Source organism: Metabacillus rhizolycopersici (genome assembly GCF_020075705.1).
Window position 1 is genome coordinate 1 of the sequence record NZ_JAIQUM010000144.1, and the last position, 5,858, is coordinate 5,858.

General features: G+C 32.6%; 5 protein-coding genes and 1 pseudogene. 1 reads left to right on the top strand and 5 read right to left on the bottom strand.

Features of this window, described 5'->3' with window-relative positions; genetic code table 11:
• Positions 1-288: 288 nt before the first annotated feature.
• Positions 289-669 (bottom strand): winged helix-turn-helix transcriptional regulator, encoded by a 381-nt coding sequence (locus tag K9V48_RS26800; protein ID WP_224142133.1) that lies wholly within the window; start codon positions 667-669, stop codon positions 289-291.
• Between the two features lie 280 nt (positions 670-949).
• Between K9V48_RS26800 and K9V48_RS26805 the strand changes: the two genes are divergently transcribed.
• Positions 950-1,666, top strand: a complete 717-nt coding sequence (locus tag K9V48_RS26805; RefSeq protein ID WP_224142134.1) for a 3-ketoacyl-ACP reductase — start codon at positions 950-952, stop codon at positions 1,664-1,666.
• A gap of 330 nt (positions 1,667-1,996) precedes the next feature.
• On the opposite strand, the pseudogene K9V48_RS26810 reads toward K9V48_RS26805, so the two are convergent.
• The 4 genes and pseudogenes from K9V48_RS26810 to K9V48_RS26825 form a co-directional block, all read right to left on the bottom strand.
• Positions 1,997-2,585 (bottom strand): annotated as a pseudogene (locus K9V48_RS26810) (recombinase family protein).
• Between the two features lie 486 nt (positions 2,586-3,071).
• Positions 3,072-3,734, bottom strand: a complete 663-nt coding sequence (locus K9V48_RS26815; RefSeq protein WP_224142135.1) for a hypothetical protein — start codon at positions 3,732-3,734, stop codon at positions 3,072-3,074.
• Positions 3,735-3,808: 74 nt separating this feature from the next.
• The gene (locus tag K9V48_RS26820; protein WP_224142136.1) at positions 3,809-4,474 is read right to left on the bottom strand and encodes an HIRAN domain-containing protein; all 666 of its coding nucleotides are present in this window, start codon (positions 4,472-4,474) and stop codon (positions 3,809-3,811) included.
• Between the two features lie 180 nt (positions 4,475-4,654).
• Positions 4,655-5,263, bottom strand: coding sequence for a hypothetical protein (locus K9V48_RS26825; RefSeq protein WP_224142137.1), 609 nt, complete (start codon positions 5,261-5,263; stop codon positions 4,655-4,657).
• Positions 5,264-5,858 lie beyond the last annotated feature (595 nt).

A 5,858-nucleotide genomic window follows, 5' to 3' on the forward strand; every position in this document is an offset into this window, starting at 1 on the left:
TTTTAACCAAGTGAACCAAAACTTTCCAAACGTAGTATTTGGAAGGTTATTTGGCATGCACCAATTTAGTATAACATGATATTTTTAATATTTTTATTGAAAAATGTTGACAACTATTGGCTGGTTTTATGGAACAAGATAAACCTTATTTCTCTTTCTGCCTTTTTAACATAAGTAAAGAATAAGTCCGAGATTTTTTATACAACAAAACATCTTTTTTTATATTCAATATTACTTCTTTTAACAGCACAGGCAATTTATATCATTGGAAATGATCTCGTTTTTTTCTTATTCAAAATAATTGTTTTCTTGTTTAATTTGATCTATTCGTTTTTTTCCCCATTCATACATCATCTCAACGATTGGTAATAACGTCATCCCAAGTTCAGTCATTGAATATTCGACTTTCGGAGGAATTTCCGGAAACACTTCTCTATGAACAATTCCATCTTCTATCAGTTCACGTAATTGGTTTGTTAATATCTTATGGGATATTTTAGGGAAAAGTCTTTGAAGTTCGCTGAAGCGATGTGGCCCTTCTACACCTAAATGCCACAAAATAACAACTTTCCATTTTCCACTAATAATCGATAAGGTAAGTTCTTTTTCACAATGATAATCATGAATTAATATTCTCTCTTTAATCTCTTTTCTTAATGTATCTGCCATGGGAGCTAACTCCTTTTTTTATAATAGTAACCGTTTGGTAACCTCCGCACAAAAAAGTGCATTCTTCACAATGTAGAAAATCGCAAGTAGAATGAAGTTAGTCTTAAAGACAAATCTTTATCTATTTTAGGAGGCAAACATTTATTAGTAAAACAGCTTTATTAATTATAACACCAGAACGATTTTATCAAACTCACCTTACTTAAATATTAAAATGTTTTAGTTTAATACACTTTATTTCGTCTAAAATAAAACTATCTCTTCTAAAGGAGCGAAAAACATGCAAACAATCGCAGGAAAAGTGGCGTTAATTACAGGAGCAGGGCGTGGAATTGGACGTGCAACAGCAGTAGCTTTTGCCAAAGAAGGTATTCACGTAGGTCTTGTTGGACGTACGCTTGAAAATTTACAACAAGTAGCAGAGGAACTTAAACAGTATGATGTAAAGGTAGCAATCGCTGCGGTAAATGTAGCGGATTTAGACTCTATCACCACAGCGGTTGAATCAATTCGTGGCGAGCTTGGTGCAATCGATATTTTAGTAAACAATGCCGGCATTTCAAAATTCGGTAACTTCATGGACTTAACGCCTGAAGAATGGACAAATATTATCGATGTCAACGTAAAAGGTGTGTACTACACAACACGTGCGGTATTACCGGAAATGATCGAGCGCAACACAGGAGACATCATTAATATCTCATCAACAGCTGGTCAAAAAGGTGCACCAATTACAAGTGCATACTCGGCTTCAAAAGCTGCAGTTATCGGACTAAGTGAGTCATTAATGCTTGAAGTGCGTAAGAAAAATATTCGCGTTACAACGTTAACACCAAGTACGGTTGCAACAGATATGGCTGTTGAGCTAAACTTAACAGACGGCAATCCAGAAAAAGTGATGCAAGCAGAAGATTTAGCAGACTTAATGGTTGCACAGCTCAAACTTCATCCACGTGTTGTATTAAAACATGCTGGACTTTGGTCGACGAACCCTTAATAGAACTATTCGAAATATCAAGGCGCTATCCGATGTAGTTTGGATGGCGTCTTCCTATTTTAGAATAAAAAGCTCTAATAGGGGTACTGCTAACCCGTTTATTACATGAACGGCATCACGAGCATTGGTATTAATGACATTTGTGTTGTAAGAAGAAAATTATAAAAGAAAGTGTGTTTTTTCAGTCCATTACTCAATTAAATGGCCCGTTTGTTGAAGATGTGCAACCTATTTATTCATCCCTATGTATTCCCCTTTTTATTAAAATAGCATCTGCTTATCGCAGATGCTCCTTTTTTGAAGTGTTTCTTCTATTATTTATTAGCCTTTTTAAAGTCTTTTTTCATATTCCTTAACCAGCTTATAAAAAGTCGTTTTTTTACACCTAACTCTCCCATCGTTTTTACGGCTGTCACCTCTCCTACTTTCCAACGATCATATACTTCTTTGAATTCATCTGTGGCCTGTACTTTAGGTCGACCAAATGCTGCTCCATTTTTCAAAGCTACATCAATTCCTTCACGTTGTCGTTTCCGAATGCGATCCAGTTCTTCTTGCGCCATCCAAGAAAAGATCTGTAAAACAAGATCCACAATGAAAGTGCCAAGACTATCCTTAAATTGAGTTGTATCCAACAACGGCATATCCATAACTACGATGTCCGCCTGAATATTTTTTGTGATATCATCTCCTCTTTATTCCGACCGAAACTATCAAGAGAATGAATATAAAGAATATCTCCTTTACGGATAACTCGTTTCATTAATTGGTACTGAACTCGATTGAAATCTTTTCCACTCTGTTTGTCCAAAAAGATGTCTCGTTCATCGACTCCTAATTTTTTTATGGCTTCTAACTGTCGGCCTTCATTTTGATCTTTGCTGCTGACCCTTATATACCCCAATTTACGAACATCCATTTTATAACTCCTTTTTTCTACTTTCCTTCCTATTATCTTTTCAAAACCGTTCGAAAAAGTGTACTTTTTTGAACGGTTTTAAACAGGTGAAGAATTAATCTATATGGAAAAACCTGCATCAAAAATGGTCCAGTCCCTTCGTAAGTTAATTATCTAACCTTCTATAGAATTTCAATCACTCTGGATTATAGATTTTAAATAAATATAAAAGAATCACACTCTCAAAAACCATGGTTTTTGAGATAATTAAAAAGAGGTGTATATTCACCTCTTTTTGTACTTTTTTCTATCTAAACTTACTTCAAAATCAATCTGTCATAAACGAATGTTTTTGATAGACCTTATATTAAATATTCTAGAGATCATGTTTACTCTCTAAAAAGGTTCGTCCAAAGACGGTTTCTTATTCAACAAAAGCGCCTGTTTCGTTGATCTTAATCTTTAATTTCAAGTCGGCTATGAAGTTTGGTTTTACAATATATCATCCTAATCTCTATTAAACCCACCTCTTCGTTGTTCTGCTAAATCTGCCATATCTGCTTCCCAATCTAATTTGGCGTCTCTATAAGATTCATAAGCATCATCAGCATATTGTTCCCAATAATCTTCAACAGTCAATTCAATTCTTGCTTCTTCTAACATATCTTCAAAATCCTCAACGTACGTATTGAAGTATTCAATGGTCTTCTCATATGCTTTTGAAATCATAAATCCAATCTGTCCTACAGTATCTTCGCTCAATTCAATTTCATAGTGCATAATTTTATTTCTGTATCCATTAAGTTTGGTTAATACCTTTTTTAATTCTAAAGGAATTTCAAATTCACATATAAACTCTAATCTCTCAATAGCTTCAAAAAGATTAACTGTATCAAGCCTTACTTTCGTATCCATTACGTTTTTAATACCTTCTGCTACCATTTGTCTCTTCGCTTTAATGAACGCTTCTAAATCACGATAAATTAAATGCTCATTTTCTATTTTCAATAAATACTTGAATAGAATTTCATTTGCATGATTTATCGATAGTATTGCATCCTTCATATGATGATAAGGAGGTTCAACAAAATCATTTTCTCCTAATGCATTAAGAGAATTTGCTGTTGCCTTTAATGAATCAATCCCATTATTTAAAAGACTATAGCGCAAAATATATCCACTCCTTTTCCGTAAGTTTCTAAACCGAACCCGTTCCATTACTGAACGTAGCAATTTAATTTTACTTATATGGCATACGAATTTGAGAGGAAATCATATATTTTATTTTCGTGGATATTTTCTCTTTCCACATTAACCCGTATTACCTTTTCCTCTTTTGACCTAATCGTAACGGCAAAAGTCATTCCAATATCCAACTTAGAAGCGTATATAGAAGCCCATTCCTTTGCAATAAAACCAATTTGTTTCCCGTCTTTATTTAATACTTGAATTGCATTTCTATCATATGGGTTTTCAGGGTCTCTTTTAAGATATAATTTGTCACCTGTTTGTAATACAGATACAAACGTTTTTCTTTGTGATAATGTTATTCCTACTACCGGAAGTACTTCTTTAGTAACAGTAATTTTTTCATCTTCCCATTCTTCTATATGTTGTTTAAATAATCGTTCCAAAGAGATTAACATATCTGCGTCAATTGTATATAATTTGTAGTCTTTATGCATTTCTATAAAGGAGTTTACTTTTGTTCTGCTTTCAGAATCCCAAAATCCCTTAATTTCAACAATCACATTATTCGGGAGGAAAAAATCAGGAAAATAATACCCGTCTTTTAATTGAAATGATTCCTTTTCGTATTCCCATTTGATATTTAAGCAATTTAAAATTCTAGCAAAATTAGCTTCCCAAGATGATCTGAAAACGATGTTTAAATCCTTTCTAAACTTCACTCTAGAAATTCTATTATCATCCTCCCTACGTCTTGATAATCGGATATCTATGTTGATTTCCCCATCACGGTCATTAAATATAAAATGACTGATCTCACTATCTATTAACAAACAAAGTAATTTATATGAAAGACTTGAAGAGGTTTGCGTGGATTCTTGGTCTTTAAATTTAAACCATATTCAACCATTAATACCAAGTTCCTCATTTATGATCTCAATATGGTTAAATTCAACATCATATCCTAATACATAACTTGCTATATTTTTAACATCTTCTTTGTACATTTTATCTACAACAAAATAACAATACCTATAACTAAACCTTATTTCTTCAAAAAGAAATTCATTGGTGTTTCCTACTGAACATGAATGCCACCCAACTTCTTCCGCCTCTCTATTATCCCAAAAGAATTCCTCTAGAATTTTGTCATATATGTTTTTCCTTTTTGTATCATTTTCTGTGTATTGCTCTAAATAACAGATCCCTATTTGTCCTTTCTGTATGTAATAGTCAGGTCCATGATCACTATAAAACATATTAAAAGTTGACTTTTGTTTCGAGTCTAAGTTTGTCAAATTACCGAAATAAATATGGTCACCTGTATTTCTAACTTTATAAGGAATACTGTATTTTTCTAATAATGAAGTATAAAGGTCTATATATTCACTTTTGATAATTTTTCCTTTAAGTCGATTAAAGATTTTTTGGGTTTGCGGAACAATGCTATTCCCGAAACAATCAAACATAAACTTTTTATACTGTTCCTTTTGTTCAGAACGAAAAAACATACTATCCACTCCTTCCTTATTTCCATTTGTGAATTTATAGTAATGATATCCTATTTTTATTTGTAAGAGATATTAAAATCAATTTTCGGTTCTGATAAGTAATGTTTTACAATTAGTCCTTCAGTTTGAAAAAATAGTATAAATTGTGTATTTCTTCATCTGCAATATGGCCCGTTTATTGAAGAATACAAGACCCCGACTTCGACTAATATTTCCTATTATTTCTGACGCTAAGATATGACACCATTCAATACCTTGATAATCCTGTATTTTAAAAACAGTGCCAAAACTTTTAAGTTATGACACATTTATATACAAAAAATCCTCGATTGCGGGTATCAACAAGGTTCAAATTAGGTGTAATTCACCATTGCACTTTAATACCTTAATGTATTAAAATTTATACGAAACCCTTTAACTTTTATTCGACAAAATAATGTTTAAATAAGTGGTTTTGTTCTACCAGAAAAGCGAGTAGCATTAGCTACTCGCTTTTTTGAAAAAATGGATTTATAAACTATAAACCATCTGCAGCAATTGCTTTTCCAACGGTATTTGCCCTTCTTATTTTCTTTAAAGGTTCGTATATTTCCGA

Bases quoted from the DNA above. Each gene is read 5' to 3' on its own strand.
- K9V48_RS26800 (WP_224142133.1), bottom strand. From the start codon at position 669: ATGGCAGATACATTAAGAAAAGAGATTAAAGAGAGAATATTAATTCAT.
- K9V48_RS26825 (WP_224142137.1), bottom strand. From the start codon at position 5,263: ATGTTTTTTCGTTCTGAACAAAAGGAACAGTATAAAAAGTTTATGTTT.
- K9V48_RS26805 (WP_224142134.1), top strand. From the start codon at position 950: ATGCAAACAATCGCAGGAAAAGTGGCGTTAATTACAGGAGCAGGGCGT.